Below are 22,732 nucleotides of genomic sequence, written 5' to 3'. Positions count from 1 at the left end.
GGCCAACGATACACCCGTCGGCCACTGAAATTAACGGCGGCCGAGCAAACCGATCCACTGCACCAGCAAGGCCTCAAGCAACAGCACGCGATTGAGGTTGGCCTTGCCGAGGACCTTCTGGCGTTGGGCGAGGATCCAGTCCTGGATGTTCAGCACCTTGTCCTGGGCGCTCTTCTGCGCCAGGTATTGCACGACTTTGCGCATGTCCGGCAGCCCAAGGCCGTTTTCGTCCTGGGTCAGCTGGTAGCGCAGGATCAGGCTCGACCAGTCGCAAAACCAGTCGAACAGCAGCAGCAAGGGAATGTCTTTCCAGGCGCTTTCGGCCAGTTGCGTGGCCGACACTTCCTGCTTGAGCAGTTTTTTCACCCCGTCCACCACCAGCGCACGCTGTTCACGCACGCCCTGGGCCTGGAGCTTGACCGCCGCCAGGGGCGAACCGGCCGCCAGGGTCAGCAACTCGACGCGCTCCGCCTCGCCACAGTCCGGCAACGCCTGGGCCAGCCACTGCAGGCTCATGGCTTCGCTCGGCAACGGGCAGGCCTGCTGCACGCAGCGGCTGCGAATGGTCGGCAGCAGGCGGCTGGACTGGTGGCTGACCAGCAGCAGCACGGTATCGCCGGACGGTTCTTCCAGGCTCTTGAGCAAGGCGTTGGCGGCGTTGATGTTCATCGACTCCACCGGTTCGATCAGCACCACCTTGCGCCCGCCCATCTGCGCGGTCTGCACCACGAAGCTGACCAGATCACGCACCTGGTCGACCTTGATCGCCTTGTCGGCCTCTTCCGGTTCCAGCAGATAGTTGTCCGGGTGGCTGCCGGCCTTGAGCAGCATGCAGGATTTACATTCGCCGCAGGCTTCCAGGCCGTTGGGCCGCTGGCACAACAAGCTGGCCATCAGCCGCTCGGCCAGGGCGCGCTTGCCGATGCCCACCGGGCCGTGGAGCAGGTAGGCGTGGGCGTGCTGGGCACGGCCCGCCAGTTGCTGCCAGAGGCTGTCCTGCCATGGATAGGCTTCAGCCACGGACACGCTCCACAAGCTTCGGCAACAGGGCGTCAATGCACTGCTGAACCTGAGTCAACGGTTGTGCGGCGTCCAACAGGTAGTAACGAGCGGGGTCGGCTTCGGCGCGCTTGAGAAACGCGCCGCGCACAGCTTCAAAAAAGACTCGGGTTTCCAGTTCGAAACGATCGAGGCGACCCCGGGCGGAGGCACGGGCCATGCCGACTTCCACCGGGAGATCGAACACCAGGGTCAGGTCGGGCCGCAAATCGCCCTGGACGAAGGTTTCCAAGGCCGCAATGCGCTCCAGGGACAAGCCACGACCGCCGCCCTGATAGGCATAGGTGGAATCGGTAAACCGGTCACAAATCACCACGGCGCCCCGGGCCAGTGCCGGGCGAATGACTTCGGCCAGGTGCTGGGCGCGGGCGGCGAACACCAGCAACAGCTCGGTGTCGGGGTTCATCTGTTCGTCGCCCGGGGTCAGCAGCACTTCACGGATACGCTCGGCCAGTGGCGTGCCGCCAGGCTCACGGGTCAGCAGCACCTCGATACCTTCGGCGCGCAGGCGCTCGGCCAGGTATTCACGATTGGTGCTCTTGCCGGCGCCTTCCGGGCCTTCCAGGGTAATAAACAAGCCAGTCACAGGCAGTCCTTAGTCAGAGTCATTGCGGGCTTTGCGGTGCGGCGTCATCGGGTGCCGGAGCCGGCTCGGCGGGCGTATCCAGCGGCGCGTCCGCAGGCTTTGCCGCCGGCGCCGGGCTGGAACGGTAATCGGCGCGACGCTTCATCTGGAACTCACGCACTGCTGCGTTATGCGCATCCAGGTTATCCGAGAAAATATGGCTGCCATCGCCTCGGGCAACGAAATACAGGCTGCTGCCCGCCACCGGGTTCAGCGCAGCATGAATCGCCTCCCGCCCGACCATGGCGATCGGCGTCGGCGGCAGGCCGGCGATCACGTAGGTGTTGTAGGGCGTGGCTTCCTTGAGGTGCGCGCGGGTCAACTTGCCGGTGTAGCGCTCGCCGAGGCCGTAGATCACCGTCGGGTCGGTTTGCAGCAGCATGCCGATCTGCATGCGCCGCACGAATACCCCGGCGATCTGGCCGCGCTCTTCCGGCACGCCGGTTTCTTTCTCCACCAGCGAGGCCATGATCAGCGCTTGATAGGGGTCGGTGTACGGCGCATCGGCCGCGCGCTTGCTCCACTCCTGGGCGAGGACATCGTCCAGACGGTTGTAGGATTTTTTCAGCAGTTCGACGTCGCTCATGCCGCGCACGAAGCGGTAGGTGTCCGGGAAGAAGCGCCCTTCAGGGAATACGCCCGGGTGGCCGAGTTTTTCCATCACCTCGCTGTCACTCAGGCCGGACAGGGTCTGCTCGATCTTTTCATGCTTGGCCAGGGCCGCGCGCACCTGGCGGAAGTTCCAGCCTTCCACCAGCGTAATGCTGTACTGCACCACTTCGCCACGCTGCCACAGGCCGATCAGGCCCTCGGCGGTGAGGCCCGGGGTCATGCGGTATTCGCCGCTGTGCAGCGGCTGGCCGTCGAGGTTGAAGCGCCAGTAGAGACGCAACCAGAACGCATCCTTGAGCACGCCGTCATTTTCCAGGCGATTGAAGGTGCCGGTGGGCGTCGCGCCAGCCGGTACGTCCAGCAATTGCTCCTGGGTCAGATTCAAGGGCTGTTCAAGGGCCGAGTTCAGCTTCCAGGCCGAAGCGCCCAGCAGCAAACCCGCCAGGACCAGACCGATCTCCAGCAACAATACAAATTTACGTCTCAAATCAAATACCCAATAGTGCGCGAACAATGCCCTGCAGTTTACGGGTGAGCGGCCCAACCGACCAGCTCATCGCAGCACATCCGCGCACCGGCCAAATGCCATATACGCTGTTGCACACCAAGACTTCATCGGCCTGTTGCAGCTGCTCAAGGCTGATATCGGCCACGCTTGTCGGGATGCCCAACGCCTGCGCCTGGGCCAACAGCTCGGCCCGCATTACGCCGGCGACGCCACAGCGATTCAGATCAGCGGTCAGCAACACGCCGTTACGCACCAGAAACAGGTTGCTGAAGACGCCTTCGATGACTCGACCGGACATATCCAGCATCAAACCTTCGGCGTGTTCGGCATCCTGCCATTCGGCGCGGGCGAACACCTGTTCCAGTCGATTGAGGTGCTTGAGGCCGGCGAGCAACGGTTGCTCGGACAAACGCGTGGTACACGCAAACAGGCGGATGCCTGACGCTGCATGTTCCGGGGGATAAGTGGCAGGTGGACTGCCTTGCAGAATGCGCCGCGCCGGAGCGCCAGCACTGATGCCATAACCGCGCTGGCTGTCGCCACGGGTCAGGATCAACTTGAGTACACCGTCACCGAGGGCGGCGGCGTAGGCCAGCAATTCGCTGCGGATCAGGGGTTGATCCGCAACAATCGCCAACCGCCTGCAACCTTCTTCAAGGCGCTGCAGGTGGCGGTCAAGCAGCACGGGCTGCCCGACCTTGACGGCAATGGTCTCGAACAGCCCATCACCGTATGCCAGGCCACGGTCTTTCAGGGGCACTGCGCCCGCCGGCTGACCGTCGACCCAGCTCTCCATCACTCGGCGAACCGGCGGAACACCAGGGAACCGTTGGTACCACCAAAACCGAACGAGTTGGACAGCACCACGTCGATCGGCATCTTCTGCGGCTCGTGAGGCACGAAGTTCAGGTCGCAGCCCTCATCCGGTTCATCGAGGTTGATGGTCGGCGGAGCGACCTGATCCTTGATGGCCAGCACGCTGAAGATTGCCTCGACCGCGCCCGCCGCACCCAACAGGTGACCGGTCATGGACTTGGTGGAACTGACCGCCAGCTTGTAGGCATGCTCGCCGAATACCGACTTGATGGCCTCGGCTTCCGCCAGGTCGCCGGTCGGGGTCGAAGTGCCATGGGCATTGATGTACTGCACCTGGTCAACGTTGACCTTGGCATCACGCAACGCATTGGTGATGCAGCGTGCAGCACCCGCGCCGTCCGACGGAGGCGAGGTCATGTGGTACGCATCACCGCTCATGCCGAAACCAATCAGCTCGGCGTAGATAGTGGCGCCACGGGCCTTCGCGTGCTCCAGCTCTTCGAGTACCAGCGCACCGGCACCGTCGGCCAGAACAAAACCGTCGCGGCCCTTGTCCCACGGACGGCTGGCACGGGTCGGCTCGTCATTGCGGGTCGACAACGCACGGGACGCGCCGAAGCCGCCCATGCCCAAACCGCAGGCGGCCATCTCGGCACCGCCGGCGATCATCACGTCGGCCTCGTCATAGGCGATATTGCGCGCCGCCATGCCGATGCAGTGAGTGCCCGTGGTGCACGCCGTGGAAATGGCGTAGTTAGGCCCCTGGGCACCCAAGTGGATGGACAGGAAACCGGAAATCATATTGATGATCGAGCCAGGCACGAAGAACGGTGAAATTCTGCGAGGGCCGGACTCATGCAGGGTGCGGCTGGTTTCTTCGATATTGGTCAGACCGCCAATACCCGAACCCATGGCCACGCCGATGCGCTCACGGTTGGCGTCGGTGACTTCCAGGCCGGCATTACGCACCGCCTGAAATCCGGCTGCCAGGCCGTATTGAATGAACAGGTCGAGTTTGCGGGACTCTTTGACCGAGAGATATTCCTCGACATTGAAGTCCTTTACCGAGCCGCCAAAACGGGTGGAATAGGCAGAAAGGTCCGTGTGTTCGATCAGACCAATACCACTGCGGCCAGCCAGAATGCCCTGCCAACTGCTCGGCACATCCGTACCCAGTGGCGACAACATACCCATACCGGTGACTACGACGCGTCTACGCGACACAGCACTCTCCTTTTTCTAATGACGACACTTTGCATCAGGCTTAAAGGAAAAAACCGCACGCCATAGGGCAGTGCGGTTTTTCCATCACAGCAAGCGACGATTACAAACTATTACGCCTGGTGGCTAGTAACGTAGTCGATAGCAGCTTGAACGGTAGTGATTTTTTCAGCTTCTTCGTCCGGGATTTCGGTCTCGAATTCCTCTTCCAGAGCCATCACCAGCTCAACGGTGTCAAGGGAGTCGGCACCCAGGTCTTCAACGAAGGAAGCGCTGTTGGTCACTTCTTCTTCTTTAACGCCCAGTTGCTCGGCAACGATTTTCTTGACGCGCTCTTCGATGGTGCTCATACCTTGTTTTCACTCCTAATGGACAAATTCAGGCAGCTGGCCAGTGGGTAAGTGTATAGAAAGACTTTTCAGCTTTTCAACTGAAAGCTTCACCCTCGTACCCTATTGGCCATCTGCCTATAAATAGATTGCAGCTTTATAACGGATTTTAGACAGCTCGTATGACATTTTTTTGAAGCGATCCGTCACAATTTAACTCATGTACATCCCGCCGTTCACCGGGATTGTAGCCCCAGTCACGTATGCCGCACCGTCGGATGCCAGGAAAGCGACCACATTCGCGATCTCTTGAGCCTGGCCCAGACGGCCCAGCGGAATCTGCGTCAGCAACGCTTCACGCTGCGCTTCAGGCAATTCGCGGGTCATATCGGTGTCGATGAACCCTGGGGCCACCGAGTTGACCGTAATCGACCGCGAGCCTACTTCACGCGCCAATGCACGGCTGAAACCTTCCAGACCGGCCTTGGCGGCTGCGTAGTTTACTTGGCCTGCGTTGCCCATGGCACCCACAACAGAGCCAATATTGATAATTCGACCCCAACGAGCCTTGGTCATGCCGCGCAAAACACCCTTGGACAGGCGAAACAGACTGTTCAGGTTGGTATCAACGACGTCATGCCACTCGTCGTCTTTCATACGCATCATCAGGTTATCGCGAGTAATACCGGCATTGTTCACCAGAATAGCCGGTGCACCGAATTGCGCCGTGATTTCAGCCAATACGGCCGCCACGGACTCATCGCTGGTCACGTTAAGCTCAAGACCGGTGCCATGGACGCCGTTTTCCTTCAGCGTCGCGGCAATACGTTCAGCGCCGGCGGCGGAGGTTGCGGTACCGATGACCACAGCGCCCAGACGGCCCAGCTCCAGGGCGATCGCCTGGCCAATGCCACGGCTTGCGCCGGTGACCAGTGCAACTTTACCTTGCAGACTCATGCAGGCTTCTCCTAGGTTCGGAAATTAACGTCAGGCCAGGGCTGCGCGAGCGGCAGCGAAGGCATCCGGGGTATTGAGGTTGGAAGTCGACACGCCTTCGGCGCAACGCTTGTTCAGGCCGGCGAGGACTTTGCCCGGGCCGCACTCTACCAATTGGGTGGCGCCGTTGGCGGCCAGGGTCTGCACCGACTCAACCCAGCGAACCGGCTTGTACAGCTGTTCCAGCAGATCGCGCTTGAGGGTTTCCAGGTCAGAGGCCACGGCGGCACTGACGTTCTGCACCAACGGAATCTGCGGCGCCTGCCAGTTGATCGCAGCGATCGACTCGGCGAAACGCTCGGCCGCCGGGCGCATCAGTTCGCAGTGGGACGGCACGCTGACCGGCAACGGCAACGCACGCTTGGCGCCACGGGCCTTGCAGCCTTCGATGGCGCGCTCTACCGCCGCCTTGGCGCCGGCGATCACCACCTGGCCAGGGGAGTTGAAGTTCACGGCGCTGACCACTTCGCCCTGGGCCGCTTCGGCGCAGGCGGCAATCACGTCAGCATCTTCCAGGCCGAGAATGGCAGCCATGCCGCCCTGCCCGGCAGGAACCGCTTCCTGCATCAACTGGCCACGACGCTCCACCAGCTTGACCGCTTCACCGAGGGTCAGGCTGCCAGCGGCCACCAGGGCGCTGTATTCGCCCAGGCTATGACCGGCAACGTAGGCCGGACGTGCGCCGCCTTCAGACAGCCACAGACGCCACAGGGCGATGGAGGCGGTGAGGATGGAGGGTTGGGTCTTGTCGGTTTGATTGAGCAGCTCTTCCGGCCCTTGCTGGGTCAGTGCCCACAGGTCGTAACCCAAGGCATCGGAGGCTTCCTTGAAAGTGTCCAGGACCAACTGATGTTCCGCGCCCAGCTCGGCCAACATGCCGAGGGACTGCGAACCCTGCCCTGGAAAGACGAATGCGAGGGATGTAGACATGTAACAAGCCCCTAATGATCTGGTCGTCGGAAATTGGCGCCCCACACGTGGGAGCGCAAGAAACTGACAGATTGGATGGTCAATTGAACTGGCCGGTCACATTTAAGCATTTCCGGCCCGATTCGCCTAAGGCAACAGATCCTCAAGGCGGCCGTGCAAGCGTTGCGGCAGGTTTTCCTGGATCTCGATCAAGGCGCGCTGGATGGCACTTTGAAAACCCTGCACCCCCGCCGAACCATGACTTTTCACCACGATGCCCTGCAACCCCAGGAAACTCGCACCATTGTGCCGCGCCGGAGCCAGGTCAGCCTGCAAGCGCCGCATCAAGGGCAGCGCCAGGGCGCCCACCAGGCGTGACGCCAGGTTGCGCTTGAACAAGGCCTCGATGCGCGCAGCAATCATCGTCGCCAGGCCCTCGCTGGACTTGAGCAGGATATTGCCGACAAACCCGTCGCACACCACCACGTCGGCTTCGCCGCGGTACAGACCGTCACCCTCGACAAAGCCGATGTAGTTCAAGCCTCGCGCGCTTTGCAACAGCGTCGCCGCGAGCTTGACCTGCTGGTTGCCCTTGATGTCTTCGGTGCCGATATTCAGCAGCGCCACCCGAGGCCGGGCCACGCCCAGCGCTTCGGCCGCCACCGAGCCCATCAGGGCAAAGTGCAGCAGATGCTCGGCACTGCAATCGACGTTCGCCCCCAGGTCCAGCAACTGGCAATAGCCCTGCTGGGTCGGAATAGCCGCAACCATCGCCGGCCGGTCAATGCCCGGCAGGGTTTTCAGCACATGCCGGGACAACGCCATCAACGCCCCGGTATTGCCGGCACTGACACAGGCCTGGGCCTTGCCGTCGCGTACCAGCTCAAGCGCCACCCGCATCGAAGAATCAGGCTTGCCGCGCAAGGCCTGCGCAGGCTTTTCATCCATGGTGATGGTTTCGCTGGCCGGTGTAATAGTCAGGCGCGCGCGATCCACCGCCGGATGGCTGGCAATCAGTTCTTCAAGTAAGGAGGGTTGACCGACGAGGGTCAGGTGCAGCGAGGGCGTGGCAGACAGGCAAGCAATGCAGGCCTGAACAATGCTGCGGGGACCGAAGTCCCCGCCCATTGCGTCAATCGCGATGACTTGAGCAGACAAGTGATTACTCGTCAGCGCCCTTGTCGATCACTTTACGGCCACGGTATACGCCTTCTGGCGATACGTGGTGACGCAGGTGAACTTCACCGGTGGTTTTTTCTACAGACAGAGTGCTTGCCGTCAGGGCGTCGTGCGAACGACGCATGTCACGGGCAGAGCGGGATTTTTTGTTCTGCTGAACAGCCATAATTGATTAACTCCTAAACGTTTGGGTCACGCTTTAACTGCGCCAATACACTGAACGGGTTGGACCGCGTTACCTCGTCCTCGCTCGGTTCGGGCTCATCGAGACCCGCCGGCTGCTGGCATTCTTCCGGATGATGAGCAGGCACAATGGGCAAGGCGAGCAAAAGCTCCTCCTCGATCAGTGACTGCAGATCCAAAGGATCTTCGCCCAGTTCCAGCACGTCATAACCTTTCGGCAACGACTGGGTATTCGCACCCTCTTTCACCACAGCATAACTGCATTCGCTGTGGATCGGCAGGGTGACCAGCTCAAGACAACGCTGGCAAACCATTTTGACTTCGGTGTCGATAAAGCTGTGGATTACCACAGACTTACGTTCATCTCGTTCAAAAACGAATTTAGCCTGCACCGTACCGACAGTGTCGGAAAGCGGGTCGCAGAGTCTCTCCAAATCGGCCAGGAGCAGCTCACCTTGAAGGGTGGTGCCACGATCAGCCAATTTGCGCGGGTCAACGTGAGGTGGAATCGGGTCATTCAACATAGGCGCAGCATTATAGGGATGCACCCGGCCATGTCAAAGGAAATTCAGCCCTGTCCGTCACCGGGCCTCCCCGCTAGAATCCGCGACTGCCTTGAGGAGACGCCCATGCTGCCTTTATTACTCGCTTCCAGCTCGGTTTATCGCCGGGAATTGTTGAAACGCCTGCACCTGCCGTTCATCTGCAGCTCGCCGGATATCGACGAAAGCCACCGCCGGGACGAGTCCGCTGTGGAGCTGGTCAAGCGCCTGGCCGAGGAAAAGGCCCGCGCCCTGGCTGAGAGCCATCCGGGCCACCTGATCATCGGCTCGGACCAGGTCGCCGCGCTCGACGGCCAGATCATCGGCAAGCCCCACACTTTCGAGAAGGCCCGTGAGCAACTGCTGGCGGCCAGTGGCAAGCGCGTCAGCTTCCTGACCGGCCTGGCTGTACTGAACAGCGCCACCGGCCATTGCCAGGTCGACTGCATCCCCTTCACCGTACACATGCGCACGCTGGACGCCGCACGCATCGAACGCTACCTGCGCATCGAGCAGCCCTACGACTGCGCTGGCAGCTTCAAGGCCGAAGGCCTGGGGGTGAGCCTGTTTCAAAGCACCGAAGGTCCAGACGCCACCAGCCTGGTCGGACTGCCGCTGATCCGACTGGTGGACATGCTACTGGCCGAAGGCGTACAGATTCCCTGAGAACACCACAAACGAATGTGGGAGCTGGCTTGCCTGCGATGCAGACACCTCGGTACATCAGTTGCACCGAGGTGATGCTATCGCAGGCAAGCCAGCTCCCACACTTTGAGCCTTGTCGCGCTCAAGATCTCAGCGCAGGGTCGGACCCTGAAAGCCCATCCACATCGCCAACTGCTCAGCCACACTGGCACCCAGCTTCTTGGAGAAACGATCAAACGGCGATTCCTGAACAGTGAAGTCCACCAGTTCTTTCTCGCCAATCACGTCCCGCGCCACCGAACTGGCACTGCCCAGGCCATCGATCAAGCCCAATGGCAGCGCTTGCTCGCCAGACCAGACCAGACCGGAGAACAGCTCCGGATGCTCCTTATCCTTGAGCCGGTCACCGCGCCCCTGCTTCACACTGGCGATGAATTGCCGATGAGTGGTATCCAGCACACCCTGCCAGAACTGGGTTTCATCCGCCTTTTGCGGCTGGAACGGGTCCAGGAACGACTTGTGCTCACCCGACGTGTAGGTACGACGCTCAACCCCGAGCTTCTCCATGGCGCCGACAAAGCCATAACCGGCCGCCGTCACACCAATCGAACCCACCAGACTGGCCTTGTCGGCATAGATCTGGTCGGCAGCACTGGCGATGTAGTAGGCACCCGAGGCACCCAGGTCGGAAATCACTGCATACAGCTTGATGTCCGGGTGCAAGGCGCGCAGGCGACGAATCTCGTCATACACATAACCCGACTGCACCGGACTGCCGCCCGGGCTGTTGATGCGCAGGATCACAGCCTTGACCTTGGAGTCCTCGAAGGCCGCCCGCAGGCTGCTGACGATGTTGTCTGCACTGGCAGACTCCTTGTCGGCAATCACTCCGCGCACTTCGATCAACGCCGTGTAATGACCGCTTCGGGTGGCGCTCTTCTCCATGTCCATCAGCGGACTGAACAGCACCAGCATGCCCAACAGATAAATAAAGGTCAGAAGCTTGAAAAAGATCCCCCAACGCCGGGAGCGGCGCTGCTCCTGAACACTGGCCAGCAAGGTCTTCTCCAGCAACTTCCAGCTTCTGTCATCGCCATTGTTATCGGCATTGGCCTTCTCAGGCGCTTTCCACTCATCGGTCATGCCATCTACCCCAGCAAAGACTTAATGGGCCCGGCTGAGCCAGGCCTGCAATTCAGAAAAACGGTCAATTGTCAGGCGCGGCTCGTAGGCCTGCAACGCCTGGGCAGATTGGGCGCCGTAGCTGACCGCCACGGAGTCCATGCCAGCATTACGCGCCATCATCAGGTCGAACGACGCATCACCCACCATCAACGCCTGCCGAGGCGACACGCCACATTGAGCGAGGATCTGCTCGAGCATCAGAGGGTGGGGCTTGCTGGCGGTTTCGTCCGCCGCACGGGTGGCGTCGAAATAATCTTCCCAGCCATGAGCCTTGAGCACCCGGTCCAGGCCGCGACGGGCCTTGCCGGTCGCGACCGCAAGGTGATAACCGTCGGCGCGAAATGCTTCCATGGCCTGCGCCACGCCTTCAAACAGCGGCGAAGGCTGGGCGTCGAGCGCCATGTAGTGATCGGCGTAGTGCTGACGAAACGCTATCAGCTCGTCATCACCAATCTCCGGGTACAGGGTGCGGATCGCTTCCGGCAGGCCCAGACCAATAATGCCCTTGACCGCCAGGTCGTCGCACAATGCATAACCGGAACGGGTCGACGCCGCGTGCATCGACTCGACAATCCGACCAATGGAATTACACAGCGTGCCATCCCAGTCAAAGATCAACAGCTTGTAGTCAGGGTGCGACACTCAGGCGCTCCACGGTCTTGGCCCACATTTCATCGACAGGCGCTTGCAGCTTCAATTCGCCACCATCGGGCAGCGGCACGGTCAGCATGTAGGCGTGCAGGAACAGGCGTTTGCCACCCAGGTCGCGGATTTCCTTGGAGAAATCTTCATCGCCGTATTTGGTATCGCCGGCAATGCAGTGCCCCGCATGCAGGGTGTGCACACGAATCTGGTGGGTACGGCCAGTGACCGGCTTGGCCTCGACCATGGTGGCAAAGTCACCAAAGCGGCGCAGCACCTTGAACAGGGTCAGCGCCTCCTTGCCCTCCTCGTCCACCTCGACCATGCGCTCGCCGGAACGCAGGTTGCTCTTCTGCAACGGCGCGCGCACGCTCTTGATCGAGGTGGCCCAGTTGCCACGCACCAGCGCCATGTAGCGCTTGTCCACGCCATCACCGCGCAGGGCGGCATGCAGGTGGCGCAACATGCTACGTTTCTTGGCGATCATCAACAGGCCGGAGGTGTCACGGTCCAGACGGTGGACCAGCTCCAGCTCCTTGGCATCCGGGCGCAACTGACGAAAGGCTTCGATCACCCCGTAGTTGAGGCCACTGCCACCGTGGACCGCGATGCCACACGGCTTGTTGATCACGATCAGTGCCTTGTCTTCGAAGACAATCGACGCTTCAAGGCGCTGCAACAGGCCCTGGGCCAGTGGGACCGGTTCGTCACGCTCAGGCACCCGCACCGGCGGCACGCGGACGATATCGCCCGCCTGCAGCTTGTACTCGGGCTTGATCCGGCCCTTGTTCACGCGCACTTCGCCTTTACGCAAAATGCGGTAAATCAAGGTCTTGGGCACGCCTTTGAGCCTGGCAAGAAGAAAGTTGTCGATGCGTTGGCCGGCATATTCCGGCGAGACCTCGAGCATCTGGACGCTGGGGGTCTGGGGGGCGGTAGTCGTCATGGCGGCGATGATAACAATTTTTTATGGAATTGAAGCACTTAATCATTGCTGCTATAGTCGCGAACGCCGCCAAAAGCGGCCTGGACAGAGGACTAGCGGCAAACTGCCGGCCCTGACCATCGCAATTCATCAGGACGCGAGGCCGTCCTACGGGGCTTTCGCCACCCTGGAAGGCTCGAGATTGTAACAAGCGCAGGTGACATGAGGCCTGAAGCGAGTGCAAAAAGCAGAGTGATTACTCGCCTTTTGCGCCGATATTTACGGCCAGTTCACAAAGTGCAGTCAGTCTGGAGCCAGACCACGGCGAATGCTTCGGAAACAACGCCTGTTACGAGCTGAGTGAGAGCACAATCGCCCACACCCGGTCTTGTTTAGCCATGAGCGTGGACTCCCCATTGGAGAACACGGTAAATGCCAACCCGCTGCGGATTCTGCGCGCGGCAGCACCCGAATTATCAGGGATACGTGTAGGGTGGAGATGCACAACCGTCGGACTGTGTAGCACTAGGCTTATATTTAGACGCTTCATCTCGTCCACAGTCGCCGGTTGATTCCTCCTCCTGACTGAGTGCTTAAGTCACCACAGCAAGCAGGAAGCGTACGTCGCGATACCGCCCATTTTGGCGGGTATTGCTGGACACTGGAGTGGCCAACCACTCTTGACGCACCTGACACCGACCGTGAGAAGTCGTGTGTGCCGAACGCCGTTTCCGGCAGCCCGGAAACCGACGGTACAACATGAAAAGAATGCTGATTAACGCAACTCAACCCGAAGAGTTGCGTGTTGCACTGGTAGACGGCCAACGCCTCTACGACCTGGACATCGAGTCCGGTGCACGCGAGCAAAAGAAGGCCAACATCTATAAAGGCCGGATTACTCGCATCGAACCAAGCCTTGAGGCTGCCTTTGTCGATTTCGGCTCCGAGCGCCATGGCTTCCTGCCCCTCAAAGAAATCTCCCGCGAATACTTCAAGAAATCCCCTGAAGGCCGCGTGAACATCAAGGACGTCCTGAGCGAAGGCCAGGAAGTCATCGTTCAGGTAGAAAAAGAAGAACGTGGCAACAAGGGCGCCGCCCTGACCACCTTCATCAGCCTGGCTGGCCGCTATCTGGTCCTGATGCCGAACAATCCGCGTGCCGGCGGTATCTCCCGTCGCATCGAAGGCGAAGAGCGCAACGAACTGCGTGAAGCGCTGAACGGCTTGATCGCTCCGGCCGACATGGGCCTGATCGTGCGCACTGCCGGCCTGGGCCGCAGCAGCGAAGAAATGCAGTGGGACCTCGACTACCTGCTGCAGCTGTGGACCGCTATCAAGGAAGCGTCCCTGGATCGTTCCGCGCCATTCCTGATCTACCAGGAAAGCAACGTGATCATCCGCGCCATCCGCGATTACCTGCGCCAGGACATCGGCGAAGTGCTGATCGACAGCGTCGAAGCCCAGGACGAAGCCCTGACCTTCATCCGCCAGGTGATGCCGCAGTACGCCAGCAAGATCAAGCTGTACGAAGACAGCGTTCCGCTGTTCAACCGTTTCCAGATCGAAAGCCAGATCGAAACCGCTTTCCAGCGCGTCGTCGAACTGCCTTCCGGCGGCTCCATCGTGATCGACCCGACCGAAGCCCTGGTGTCCATCGACATCAACTCGGCGCGTGCCACCAAGGGTAGCGACATCGAAGAAACCGCCCTGCAGACCAACCTGGAAGCGGCTGAAGAAATCGCCCGCCAGCTGCGCCTGCGTGACATCGGCGGCCTGATCGTGATCGACTTCATCGACATGACCCCAGCCAAGAACCAGCGCGCCGTGGAAGAGAAAGTCCGCGAATGCCTGGAAGCTGACCGTGCCCGTGTACAGGTCGGCCGCATCTCGCGCTTCGGCCTGCTGGAAATGTCCCGTCAGCGCCTGCGTCCATCCCTGGGTGAAAGCAGCGGCATCGTCTGCCCGCGTTGCAACGGCACCGGCATCATCCGTGACGTTGAATCGCTGTCGCTGGCGATCCTGCGCCTGATCGAAGAAGAAGCCCTGAAAGACCGCACTGCCGAAGTGCGCGCCCAGGTGCCGATCCCGGTCGCTGCGTTCCTGCTCAACGAAAAACGCAACTCGATCACCAAGATCGAACTGCGCACCCGTGCCCGCATCGTCATCCTGCCGAACGATCACCTCGAGACGCCGCACTTCGAAGTGCAGCGCCTGCGTGATGACAGCCCGGAAGCCCACGTCAACCAGTCCAGCTACGAAATCGCTGCTGCCGCTGCCGAAGTGGAAGAAGTCCAGCCAGCCGCTGCGACCCGCACCCTGGTTCGCCAGGAAGCCGCCGTCAAGACCGCGCCAGCCCGTGCCAACGCACCGGTTCCTGTCGAGGCTGCCGCGCCGGTTGCCGCACCAGCTGCCCTGCCTGAGCCAAGCCTGTTCAAGGGCCTGGTGAAGTCGCTGGTCAGCCTGTTCGCCACCAAGGAAGAGCCGGTGGCTCCAGTTGTGGTCGAGAAGCCTGTGACTGAACGCCCTGCACGCAATGAAGAGCGTCGCAACGGTCGCCAGCAGAGCCGCAATCGCAACGGTCGCCGTGACGAAGAGCGCAAGCCTCGTGAAGAACGTGCACCCCGCGAAGAACGCGCCCCACGTGAAGAGCGCCAACCGCGCGAAGCCCGTGAAGAAACACCAACCGTGGCCCGTGAAGAGCGTGCACCACGCGAAGAACGTGCACCGCGTGCTCCACGCGCTCCACGTGAAGACCGCAAGCCACGTGGCGAGCGTGAAGAACGCGTGCGTGAACTGCGCGAGCCGTTGGATGCCGCTCCAGCCGTAGCCGCTGCTGCTGCCACCGCTGCCACTGCTGAAGAGCGTCCAGCTCGTCAGCCGCGTGAAGAACGTGCGCCACGCCCTCCTCGTGAAGAGCGTCAACCACGTGCCGAGCAAGCGGCTCCAGCCGGTGAAGAAGAAGAGCTGCTGTCCAACGAAGACCAGCAACAGGAAGACGGCCAGGACAACGCCGAAGGCGATCGTCCACGCCGCCGCTCCCGTGGCCAGCGTCGTCGCAGCAACCGTCGTGAGCGTCAACGTGATGCCAACGGCAACGAAATCGAAGGCTCGGAAGAGACCGGCGAAGCCAACGCAGCCGCTACCGGCGAACCGACTGGCGCCGAACTGGCTGCCGGCCTGGCCGTTACCGCTGCTGTTGCCAGCTCGGTCATCAGCGCACCTGCTGAAGCCCAGGCCAACGAGCAAGCTGAAGCAGCCACCGCTGCCATCCAGGAAAACACTGTTGTAGAGACGCCAGCCGTCGAAGCGCCAGTGGTTGAAGCAACGACCCCGGTCGAAGCCCCGGTTGTTCCGGAAGTGGAAGTAGCGCCGGCTCGTCACGTTCGTGAAGTTCGCGAAGTTCGCGAAGTTCGCGAGCCTCAGCCTGAAGCTGAAGTGGTTGCCGAGCCTGCCGCTGTTGTTGAACAACAGCCCGTGGTTGAAGCCGCCGTTGAAGCACCGGTTGCCGAGCCAACCCCTGAAGTGCGTGAAGTTCGCGAAGAACAGACTGCCTTCCAGTGGACTGCCGAACCTGCCCCAGTGGTCGAAGCGGTTGAAGCACCAGCGCCTGCTCCAGTGGTCGAAGAAGCTCCGGCACCAGTCGCTGAAGTGGTTGTCGCCCCTGAACCTGTTGCCGTTGTTGCCGAGCCTGCGCCAGTGATTGAAGCGCCAGTGGTTGCCGAAGTGGCAGCCCCGGTGGTTGAAGCCGCTCCGGCCAGCGCCCTGACCGAAAATGGCCGTGCGCCGAACGACCCACGCGAAGTGCGTCGTCGTCGCAAGGAAGCTGAAGCGGCCGCCGCTGCTGCCAAGGCCGCTGCCGAAGCTGCTCCAGCCGTCGCTGAAGTTGCCCAAGCAACCCCTGCTCCGGTCACCGAAGCCGTGGTTGAGCACACTGCCCCTGCCATCGACGAGAACGTACGTTCCGTCGAGGAAGTGGTAGAGCACCACCCTAAGGCCCTGGAAGAAGAGCACGAGCCTAAACCCCTCGTCTGATTCCATCGGCCACTAAAAAGCCCCGCCTGAGTGATCAGGCGGGGCTTTTTTATGCCCGTTACATCAGTTAGCGGTAGTCCAACAACCCTGGCACATCGACGTCCCACAACACACCGGGATCATCGACTACGACTTCCTGCACCGAAGCCTTGGCAAATAACGGTTTTGCCCCGCGGTCTCCGGTCAGCGCGATCAAGGCCGGGCCGAATGAACGGCCAAACCCCACGGGGTGCCCGTACTGACCTGCATGCACCGGGGCGCTGATACCGTCTTCCTCCAGACCTGCCATCACTTGCTCGATACTTGCCGGCAGGATAAACGGCATATCCCCCAACACCACCAGCCAACCAGCCGACGGCCCACTGGCCGCCACCGCTGCGGCGATGCTGTCACCCATGCCCGGCGAGCGCAAAAGCAATACTTCGCAACCGTGCACCTTAGCCAACCGAATCACTTCGGTGCGATCCGGTGACGTCACCAGCCAACGTCTCGTAGCCACAGGCGGCAGATTCACCAATACCTGCTCGATCACCGGCCGCGTGATGCCATCCCGGCCCACGCAGGGCGCCAGCAACTTGTCCTGATCGGCACCCGCCTCGGCCCGAAAACGACTGCCCTGCCCCGCCGCCAGGATGATTACGGCGATGCCCGTCAACTGACCGCTGCCTGCAACGGCTTTTTCTGCAGCAGATCGATCCCGTTCTTGATGGCGACGATTTCCGCCATCAACGACAAGGCGATTTCCGCCGGCGTATGGCTGCCGATATGCAGGCCAATCGGCCCATGCAGCCGCGCAATGGCGTCCGCACTGAGCCCCAGTGCCGCGAGGTTTTCCCGGCGCTTCTGGCTGTTGACCCGCGAACCCAGCGCGCCTATGTAGAACGCCCGGGAATTGAGGGCCGTCAGCAACGCCATGTCATCCAGGCGCGGGTCATGGGTGAGCGCGACAATGGCGGTGCGTTCATCGGTCTGGATATTCAACACCGCTTCATCCGGCATACCCGGCACAAAGCGCCCGTGCTGCTCCTCCCAGCCATAAACAAACTCCTGGCGCGGGTCGCAGATCAGCACTTCGAAATCCAGCAACCGAGCCATTTCCGCCACATAACGTGACAGCTGGCCCGCGCCGATCAGCAGAAGGCGCCAGCGCGGACCGTAAATCGCGCGCAAACGCTCGCCGTTGAAGCTGACCACATCGGTCTTGCTCGCACCGCTCAACACCACCTCGCCTGTGGCCAGGTCCAACTCACGGGCGACAATCTCGTGGGCCTCACAGCGCGCCAGCAGTTCAGCTACCCAACCCGGATCACTCACCCGCTCTTCGGTGAGACGCAAGGTGCCGCCACACGGCAGGCCAAAACGCGCCGCTTCGTCCCGGGTGACACCGTAGGTGACCAGCTGCACCGGCGGCCCGTCGTCAGGCAGCCGACCGTCCTGCAACCGGGCGATCAAGTCGTCCTCGATGCAGCCGCCGGACACCGAGCCAATCACCACCCCGTCGCCGCGCAAGGCCAGCATCGCCCCCGGCGGACGCGGGGCGCTGCCCCAGGTCTGGACCACGCTGTACAGCACCACTCGCTGCCCGGCGAGGCGCCATTCCAGCACGCTGCGTAATACATTCAGATCAACACTGTCCATCAGGCTTTCGCCTCCCGCCAACCTTGCAACTGATTTTGATAAACAGCATCTATGGGTTGATCAAAAATATCGGTAGTCAGCTAAGTTAACTCACCGGCAATAAAAAAGCCCTGCAATGCAGGGCTTGGTGCGTCAAAAAACAAGCTTAGTTCAATAGCGATTCGGCTCCATTTCCAGCACCACCTTGAAGCGTTTTTCGATGTCCTGCTGGATACGCAGCGCGAGCCCGGCAATGTCCTGGCCGCTGGCCGCGCCGTAGTTCACCAATACCAGTGCCTGCAAGCGATGCACGCCGGCATCGCCATCGCGAAAGCCTTTCCAGCCGGCCTTGTCGATCAGCCAGCCGGCGGCCAGTTTCATCTGCCCGTCGGCCTGGGGGTAAGCCACCAGGTCCGGGTATTGACGCTGCAACTCGGCAGCCAGTGCCTGGGACACCAGCGGGTTCTTGAAGAAACTCCCCGCATTGCCGAGCACCGCCGGGTCGGGCAGTTTCTCGCTACGAATGCTGCAAATCGCGCGGCTGACATCGCTGGGCGTGGCCTGCGCGATGCCTTGCTCGGTCAGGCGCTGTCGCACCGGCCCGTATTCAAGTTTCAGATGCACGGCGCGGCTCAGGGCAAAACGCACCCGCAGGATCAGCCAGCGCCCCACTTCGTGCTTGAACAGGCTGTCGCGGTAGGCAAAGTTGCACTCGGCCAGGCTGAAATCCCGCAGTTCGCCGGTCTGGCGATCAAGGGCGGTCAGGCCGCTGAATACATCCTTGATCTCTACACCGTAGGCGCCGATGTTCTGCATCGGTGCGGCGCCGACCGTGCCGGGAATCAGGCTGAGGTTTTCCAGGCCGGAAAAGCCCTGGGCCAGGGTCCACAGCACAAACGGATGCCAGGCTTCGCCCGCTTCGGCCTCAACCACGACCTGCACGCCATCGTCGTGCAACACCCGGATGCCCTGGCTGGCCATGCGCAGCACCAGTGCGTCAATATCCTGGGTCAACAGCAAGTTGCTGCCACCGCCAATCACCAGCAACGGCAGTTGTTGCTCGGCGGCACAGGCCAGGGCCTCACGCACGTCGGCGTCATTGTGGGCCTCGGCAAACAGCCGGGCACGCACGTCGATGCCAAAGCTGTTGAACGGCTTGAGCGAAACCTGTGCCCGTACCTGCAAAGTCATAACCGGCCCTTCAATTCAATCACCAACAGGTCACAGGCGCGCTCGATCAGGTCGAGGACAGTTTCAAAGCCCTGGTCACCTTCGTAGTACGGGTCCGGCACTTCATCCACCACCGAGTCGTAGCGGCGCAGGAACAGGTCCAGGTCCGCCTTGCCTTGAGCCGGCTGCATGGCCTTGAGGTTGCGCAGGTTGCTCTGGTCCATGGCGAGGATCAGGTCGTAGCGGGAAAAGTCGGCACGCGACACCTGTTGTGCACGCTGGGCCGACAGGTCGTAGCCGCGTTGCAGCGCTGCACGCTGGCTGCGCTTGTCCGGTGGGTTGCCGACGTGCCAATCACCGGTACCGGCAGAGGCCACTTCAACCTGATCGGCCAGGCCGGCTTCGCGCAATTTGTGGCGCAGAACGCCTTCTGCCGTGGGCGAACGGCAGATGTTGCCCAGGCAGACGAACAGAACCTGCATCAGGCCCCCAGCAGGCGACGGACGCGCTCGAGGTCTTCAGGGGTGTCGACGCCCGCCGGCGGCGCTTCCAGGGCATCGCCCACATGAATGCGCACGCCGTGCCACAGGGCACGCAGTTGTTCCAGGGATTCGGTATTTTCCAGCCAGCACGGGCCCCAGCTCACGAAGTCGTGCAGGAAACCGGCGCGGTAGGCGTAGATGCCGATGTGGCGACGGTAAGGCACGCCAGCCGGCAGCACGTCAGGCTGTTTGGCGAACGCATCCCGCGCCCACGGCAAGGTGGAGCGGCTGAAGGTCAGCGCCAGGCCATTGATGTCGCTGACCACTTTCACCACGTTGGGGTTGAACAGGGTCTCGATGTCTTCAATCGGCTCGGCCAGGGTCGCCATGCGCGCTTCGCCATGGGCTGCCAGGTTGGCCGCCACCTGATCGATCACTCTGGGCGGAATCAACGGCTCGTCACCTTGCACGTTGACCACGATGGCGTCCGCCGCCAGGCCCAGCTTGGTGGCCACTTCGGCCAGGCGGTCGGTACCGGAGTTGTGGTCTTCACGGGTCAGCACCGCTTCGGCACCAAAGCCTTTGCAGGCCTCGATGATGCGCGGATCGTCGGTGGCCACCACTACCCTTTCGGCGCTGCTTTTGCAGGCCTGTTCCCACACCAGCTGGATCATCGGCTTGTTGCCGATCAGTTGCAGCGGCTTGCCGGGCAGGCGGGTGGAGGCGTAGCGGGACGGGATGACAACGGTGAAGGCGGTGGTCATTTATCCAGGCGCTCGTCGGTGGTCAGGGTGCGGGCTTCGCTTTCGAGCATTACCGGAATGCCATCACGAATCGGGTACGCCAGGCCGGCGCCCTTGCTGATCAGCTCGGTTTTGTCGGCGCTGAGCTTGAGCGGCCCCTTGCAGATCGGGCAAGCGAGGATATCGAGCAGTTTGGTGTCCATGAGTATGTCCTGGAGAGCAGCGTTTTAAGGCAAAAGGCGAGCGGGCAGCAAGCGCATCAACTGCGTGTCGAACCAGGCGATAAACGCCGGTGACGGTGCCGCGTCCACCGCAAGGTACCACCAGTCGGGCCTGGCAAAGGCGCGGCACTTCACCGCGTCCTTTTCAGTCATGACCAACGGCAGTGCCGGTGTGAAATTCAAGACCTCGGCGCTGTACGGCGCGTGGTCGGCAAAAGCATGGGGTATTGGGCGCCAGTGTAGCGTTTCAAGGGTGTTGAAGAAACGTTGCGGGTTGCCGATGCCGGCCACCGCATGTACCTGCTGCCCCACCGGGAAGTGTTCGACGGGTTTACGCTCGCCGGTATGCAGGTTGACCAGCGCGGCAGGCAACAGACGGAAGGCATAGCCGTCGTCACGGTCAGAACCTGCGCCGTTGTAAAGCAGCGCATCGACGCTCTGCAAACGCTCGACCGGCTCACGCAACGGCCCCGCCGGCAGGCAGCGACGGTTACCCAGCCCGCGGGCGGCGTCAATCAACACCAGTTCCAGGTCACGGGCCAGGCGGTAATGTTGCAGGCCGTCGTCGGAGAGGATCAGGTCGAGGGTTTCGCTGGCCAACAGCGCCCTCACGGCGCGGCTGCGGTCGGGGTCGATCATCAGCGGCACGCCGCTGCGCTGCACGATCAGCAGGGGTTCGTCCCCCGCCACCGCAGCGGTTTGATCAGCCTCTACGCGCCATGGAAACTGTGGCGGCTTGGCGCCATAACCGCGGCTGACCACACCGACGCGCAAACCGCTGCGCTGGCAATGGTCGATCAGCCAGAGAATCATGGGCGTCTTGCCGGTGCCACCCACCGTGATATTGCCTACCACCACGACCGGCACCGGCGACTGATAGATCTCGCCCTCGCCCGCCAGGAACCGTGCGCGCTTGCGCTGCACCACCCGGCGATAGAGGGATTCCAGCGGCTGCAATAACGCAAGTGCCGGATGGCCTTCGTACCAGGCCTTGAGCAAACGATCAGTCATGGCCATCAGGGTTGGCTCGCCGCCTCGACGGTGGTCATGCGCAAATGGCTGAAGCCGAGCTTGCCGGCAGCGTCCATCGCCGTGATCACGGCCTGGTGCTTGGTGTTGCCATCGGCGCTGATGGACAGTGGCAAGTTAGTGTCCCCACCAGACTCTTTTTGCAGCGCTTCCATCAGGCTGGCCAGGTCGTTTTTCTCCAGCAACTGGTTATTCACCGAGAACACGCCATCGGCGCTGATGGCGATGTCCAGTTGCTTGGCCTGCTGGTCTTCCGCCGGCGAACCGCTGACGGCTTCCGGCAGGTCGACGCGCAGCTGGGTTTCCCGGGTAAAGGTGGTGGTGACGACAAAAAACAGCAGCAGGATAAACACCACGTCGATCAACGACGCCAGGTTGATATCGACGTTTTCCCGTTGCTTGCGACGAAATTTCACGCGTTGCCCTCAACCAGGTCCACGTCACGGTCGCCCTGTACCACTTCCACCAGCTTGATGGCTTCCTGCTCCATGCCCACCACCAGTTCGTCGATGCGCCGTTGCAGGAAACGGTGGAAGAACACCGAAGGAATACCGACCATCAGGCCCGCCGCCGTGGTGATCAATGCCTTGGAAATACCACCGGCCAGCACTGCGGCGTTGGTGGTCATGCCCGACCCCATGAATGAGCTGAAAATATCGATCATGCCCAGTACCGTACCGAGCAGGCCGAGCAACGGTGCCATGGCGGCGATGGTGCCCAGGGCATTGATGTAGCGCTCCAGCTCATGGATGACCCGGGCGGCGGCCTCTTCGATGCACTCCTTCATGATCTCGCGACCGTGCTTGGAGTTGGCGAGGCCGGCGGCGAGGATTTCACCCAGGGGCGAGTTGGCGCGCAGTTCCTTGAGCTTTGTCTTGTCGAGCTGCTTGTTCTTGATCCAGCCCCAGACCTGGCCCAGCAGGTGGTCAGGCGTTACACGGCTGGCACGCAGGGTCCATAGGCGTTCGGCGATGATGCCGAGTGCGGCGATGGAACTCAAAATGATCGGCAACATCATCCAGCCGCCGGATTTGACCAATTCCCACACAGTGAATGTCCCCT

At 61.5% G+C, this 22,732-nt stretch carries 25 protein-coding genes; 2 read left to right on the top strand and 23 right to left on the bottom strand.

Annotated elements, in window-relative coordinates; translation table 11 throughout:
- Positions 1 to 30: 30 nt before the first annotated feature.
- The 11 genes from HYE77_RS12795 to HYE77_RS12745 form a co-directional block, all read right to left on the bottom strand.
- On the bottom strand, positions 31 to 1,020 hold the full coding sequence (locus tag HYE77_RS12795; RefSeq protein WP_177068850.1) for a DNA polymerase III subunit delta': 990 nt from the start codon (positions 1,018 to 1,020) through the stop codon (positions 31 to 33).
- A complete protein-coding gene (gene tmk, locus HYE77_RS12790; protein WP_004371284.1) occupies positions 1,013 to 1,645 on the bottom strand; it encodes a dTMP kinase in 633 nt (210 codons plus the stop codon). Before tmk ends, HYE77_RS12795 begins: the two co-directional genes overlap by 8 nt.
- Positions 1,646 to 1,664: 19 nt before the next feature.
- Complete coding sequence (mltG, locus tag HYE77_RS12785; RefSeq protein ID WP_023659249.1) at positions 1,665 to 2,783, bottom strand: endolytic transglycosylase MltG; 1,119 nt, start codon at positions 2,781 to 2,783, stop codon at positions 1,665 to 1,667.
- A gap of 1 nt (position 2,784) precedes the next feature.
- Positions 2,785 to 3,600: an aminodeoxychorismate lyase gene (pabC, locus tag HYE77_RS12780; protein ID WP_177068849.1), complete on the bottom strand. Its 816-nt coding sequence runs from the start codon at positions 3,598 to 3,600 to the stop codon at positions 2,785 to 2,787.
- On the bottom strand, positions 3,600 to 4,844 hold the full coding sequence (fabF, locus tag HYE77_RS12775) for a beta-ketoacyl-ACP synthase II (RefSeq protein ID WP_004371291.1): 1,245 nt from the start codon (positions 4,842 to 4,844) through the stop codon (positions 3,600 to 3,602). The genes pabC and fabF overlap by 1 nt, the downstream gene beginning before the upstream one ends.
- Before the next feature lie 110 nt (positions 4,845 to 4,954).
- The gene (gene acpP / locus HYE77_RS12770) at positions 4,955 to 5,191 is read right to left on the bottom strand and encodes an acyl carrier protein (RefSeq protein ID WP_004371293.1); all 237 of its coding nucleotides are present in this window, start codon (positions 5,189 to 5,191) and stop codon (positions 4,955 to 4,957) included.
- A gap of 192 nt (positions 5,192 to 5,383) precedes the next feature.
- Complete coding sequence (fabG, locus tag HYE77_RS12765; protein WP_177019565.1) at positions 5,384 to 6,127, bottom strand: 3-oxoacyl-ACP reductase FabG; 744 nt, start codon at positions 6,125 to 6,127, stop codon at positions 5,384 to 5,386.
- Between the two features lie 30 nt (positions 6,128 to 6,157).
- Positions 6,158 to 7,096 carry an ACP S-malonyltransferase gene (gene fabD / locus HYE77_RS12760; protein WP_177068848.1) on the bottom strand — a complete coding sequence of 313 codons (939 nt, stop codon included), beginning with the start codon at positions 7,094 to 7,096 and terminating at the stop codon, positions 6,158 to 6,160.
- Positions 7,097 to 7,222: 126 nt separating this feature from the next.
- Positions 7,223 to 8,233 carry a phosphate acyltransferase PlsX gene (gene plsX, locus HYE77_RS12755; RefSeq protein ID WP_080673274.1) on the bottom strand — a complete coding sequence of 337 codons (1,011 nt, stop codon included), beginning with the start codon at positions 8,231 to 8,233 and terminating at the stop codon, positions 7,223 to 7,225.
- Between the two features lie 4 nt (positions 8,234 to 8,237).
- Positions 8,238 to 8,420, bottom strand: coding sequence for a 50S ribosomal protein L32 (rpmF, locus tag HYE77_RS12750; protein ID WP_004371305.1), 183 nt, complete (start codon positions 8,418 to 8,420; stop codon positions 8,238 to 8,240).
- A gap of 13 nt (positions 8,421 to 8,433) precedes the next feature.
- The gene (locus HYE77_RS12745; protein ID WP_004371317.1) at positions 8,434 to 8,961 is read right to left on the bottom strand and encodes a YceD family protein; all 528 of its coding nucleotides are present in this window, start codon (positions 8,959 to 8,961) and stop codon (positions 8,434 to 8,436) included.
- Between the two features lie 105 nt (positions 8,962 to 9,066).
- Between HYE77_RS12745 and HYE77_RS12740 the strand changes: the two genes are divergently transcribed.
- Positions 9,067 to 9,645 (top strand): nucleoside triphosphate pyrophosphatase, encoded by a 579-nt coding sequence (locus HYE77_RS12740; RefSeq protein ID WP_177068847.1) that lies wholly within the window; start codon positions 9,067 to 9,069, stop codon positions 9,643 to 9,645.
- Between the two features lie 129 nt (positions 9,646 to 9,774).
- Here HYE77_RS12740 and HYE77_RS12735 read toward each other — a convergent pair whose 3' ends face one another.
- From HYE77_RS12735 to rluC, 3 genes are read right to left on the bottom strand one after another with little or no spacing between them, the layout of a single operon-like run.
- Positions 9,775 to 10,767 (bottom strand): S49 family peptidase, encoded by a 993-nt coding sequence (locus HYE77_RS12735; protein ID WP_177068846.1) that lies wholly within the window; start codon positions 10,765 to 10,767, stop codon positions 9,775 to 9,777.
- A gap of 21 nt (positions 10,768 to 10,788) precedes the next feature.
- Positions 10,789 to 11,451, bottom strand: a complete 663-nt coding sequence (locus HYE77_RS12730) for an HAD-IA family hydrolase (RefSeq protein WP_004371323.1) — start codon at positions 11,449 to 11,451, stop codon at positions 10,789 to 10,791.
- Positions 11,438 to 12,397, bottom strand: a complete 960-nt coding sequence (gene rluC, locus HYE77_RS12725) for a 23S rRNA pseudouridine(955/2504/2580) synthase RluC (protein WP_177068845.1) — start codon at positions 12,395 to 12,397, stop codon at positions 11,438 to 11,440. The genes HYE77_RS12730 and rluC overlap by 14 nt, the downstream gene beginning before the upstream one ends.
- A gap of 747 nt (positions 12,398 to 13,144) precedes the next feature.
- Here rluC and rne point away from each other — a divergent pair.
- On the top strand, positions 13,145 to 16,408 hold the full coding sequence (rne, locus tag HYE77_RS12720; RefSeq protein WP_177068844.1) for a ribonuclease E: 3,264 nt from the start codon (positions 13,145 to 13,147) through the stop codon (positions 16,406 to 16,408).
- Between the two features lie 67 nt (positions 16,409 to 16,475).
- On the opposite strand, the gene HYE77_RS12715 is transcribed toward rne, so the two are convergent.
- The 9 genes from HYE77_RS12715 to HYE77_RS12675 all read right to left on the bottom strand — a co-directional run bounded on the left by HYE77_RS12715 (position 16,476) and on the right by HYE77_RS12675 (position 22,718).
- Positions 16,476 to 17,063: a nucleotidyltransferase family protein gene (locus tag HYE77_RS12715; RefSeq protein WP_177022196.1), complete on the bottom strand. Its 588-nt coding sequence runs from the start codon at positions 17,061 to 17,063 to the stop codon at positions 16,476 to 16,478.
- Positions 17,060 to 18,046 carry an XdhC family protein gene (locus tag HYE77_RS12710; protein WP_008434978.1) on the bottom strand — a complete coding sequence of 329 codons (987 nt, stop codon included), beginning with the start codon at positions 18,044 to 18,046 and terminating at the stop codon, positions 17,060 to 17,062. The genes HYE77_RS12715 and HYE77_RS12710 overlap by 4 nt, the downstream gene beginning before the upstream one ends.
- A gap of 150 nt (positions 18,047 to 18,196) precedes the next feature.
- The gene (gene murB, locus HYE77_RS12705) at positions 18,197 to 19,216 is read right to left on the bottom strand and encodes a UDP-N-acetylmuramate dehydrogenase (protein WP_004371335.1); all 1,020 of its coding nucleotides are present in this window, start codon (positions 19,214 to 19,216) and stop codon (positions 18,197 to 18,199) included.
- Positions 19,213 to 19,677: a low molecular weight protein-tyrosine-phosphatase gene (locus HYE77_RS12700; protein ID WP_004371338.1), complete on the bottom strand. Its 465-nt coding sequence runs from the start codon at positions 19,675 to 19,677 to the stop codon at positions 19,213 to 19,215. Before HYE77_RS12700 ends, murB begins: the two co-directional genes overlap by 4 nt.
- Complete coding sequence (kdsB, locus tag HYE77_RS12695) at positions 19,677 to 20,441, bottom strand: 3-deoxy-manno-octulosonate cytidylyltransferase (RefSeq protein ID WP_177068843.1); 765 nt, start codon at positions 20,439 to 20,441, stop codon at positions 19,677 to 19,679. Before kdsB ends, HYE77_RS12700 begins: the two co-directional genes overlap by 1 nt.
- Complete coding sequence (locus tag HYE77_RS12690; RefSeq protein WP_003174668.1) at positions 20,438 to 20,623, bottom strand: Trm112 family protein; 186 nt, start codon at positions 20,621 to 20,623, stop codon at positions 20,438 to 20,440. Before HYE77_RS12690 ends, kdsB begins: the two co-directional genes overlap by 4 nt.
- 24 nt (positions 20,624 to 20,647) lie before the next feature.
- Positions 20,648 to 21,658, bottom strand: a complete 1,011-nt coding sequence (gene lpxK, locus HYE77_RS12685; RefSeq protein ID WP_177068842.1) for a tetraacyldisaccharide 4'-kinase — start codon at positions 21,656 to 21,658, stop codon at positions 20,648 to 20,650.
- Positions 21,658 to 22,086: a biopolymer transporter ExbD gene (locus tag HYE77_RS12680; RefSeq protein ID WP_004371361.1), complete on the bottom strand. Its 429-nt coding sequence runs from the start codon at positions 22,084 to 22,086 to the stop codon at positions 21,658 to 21,660. Before HYE77_RS12680 ends, lpxK begins: the two co-directional genes overlap by 1 nt.
- Positions 22,083 to 22,718 (bottom strand): MotA/TolQ/ExbB proton channel family protein, encoded by a 636-nt coding sequence (locus tag HYE77_RS12675; protein WP_004371363.1) that lies wholly within the window; start codon positions 22,716 to 22,718, stop codon positions 22,083 to 22,085. Before HYE77_RS12675 ends, HYE77_RS12680 begins: the two co-directional genes overlap by 4 nt.
- Between the last annotated feature and the right edge of the window lie 14 nt (positions 22,719 to 22,732).

This window comes from Pseudomonas sp. IPO3774 (assembly GCF_013386835.1).
Taxonomy (GTDB): domain Bacteria; phylum Pseudomonadota; class Gammaproteobacteria; order Pseudomonadales; family Pseudomonadaceae; genus Aquipseudomonas.
This window is presented reverse-complemented; position numbering and strand designations above follow the sequence as displayed.